Origin of the sequence: Roseovarius gaetbuli, from assembly GCF_900172365.1 — a bacterium.
Taxonomy (GTDB): domain Bacteria; phylum Pseudomonadota; class Alphaproteobacteria; order Rhodobacterales; family Rhodobacteraceae; genus Roseovarius; species Roseovarius gaetbuli.
In genome coordinates, this window is the sequence record NZ_FWFJ01000126.1 from 1 (window position 1) to 1,094 (window position 1,094).

General features: G+C 63.5%; 1 protein-coding gene. It reads left to right on the forward strand.

The features are described from left to right. Positions 1–1,094: S-(hydroxymethyl)glutathione dehydrogenase/class III alcohol dehydrogenase (locus ROG8370_RS19885; RefSeq protein ID WP_245827558.1), on the forward strand; the 1,094-nt coding region annotated here is incomplete at both ends.

Below are 1,094 nucleotides of genomic sequence, written 5' to 3' on the forward strand. Positions count from 1 at the left end.
GCCGCTGTTGCCGTATCTGCCGGTCAGCCGATGGAGATCATGGAGGTGAACCTTGAGGGCCCGAAGGCGGGTGAGGTTCTGGTTGAGATCAAGGCCACCGGGCTTTGCCATACCGATGACTTCACGCTGTCGGGGGCCGATCCCGAGGGGGCGTTTCCGGCCATTCTGGGGCATGAGGGCGCGGGCGTCGTGCTTGAGGTCGGCCCCGGCGTGACAAGCCTCAAGCCCGGCGATCACGTCATTCCGCTTTACACGCCCGAGTGCCGCGAATGCGACTATTGCCTCAACCCGAAAACCAACCTCTGCCAGAAGATCCGCTCGACCCAGGGCGCGGGCGTGATGCCCGATGGCACCAGCCGGTTTTCGATGCTCGATGGCACGCCGATCCTGCATTACATGGGCTGTTCGACCTTTTCCAACCACACGGTTCTGCCCGAAATCGCACTGGCCAAGGTGCGCAAGGACGCGCCGTTCGACAAGATTTGCTACATCGGTTGCGGCGTGACCACGGGCATCGGCGCGGTGATCAACACCGCCAAGGCCGAGCTTGGCAACCGCAGCATCGTCTTCGGGCTTGGCGGCATCGGGTTGAACGTGATCCAGGGCCTGCGCCTGTCGGGCGCGGATCAGATCGTGGGCGTCGACATCAACCCGGCGCGGATCGAGATGGCGACGCGCTTTGGCATGACCGATTTCGTCAATCCCAACGACGTGCAGGGCGATCTTGTGGCGCATCTGGTCGAGCTTACGGGCGGCGGCGCGGATTACACCTTTGACGCCACCGGCAACGTCAACGTGATGCGCACGGCGCTTGAGGCGGCGCATAAGGGCTGGGGCGAAAGCATCGTGATCGGGGTGGCGCCTGCGGGGGCCGAGATCTCGACCCGCCCGTTCCAGCTTGTCACCGGGCGAAGCTGGCGCGGCACGGCATTTGGCGGCGCGCGCGGGCGCACCGATGTGCCCAAAATCGTCGATTGGTACATGAACGGCAAGATCGAGATCGACCCGATGATCACCCACACCCTTGCCCTCGACGATATCAACAAGGGCTTCAAGATGATGCACGCAGGCGAATCAATCCGCAGCGTCGTGGT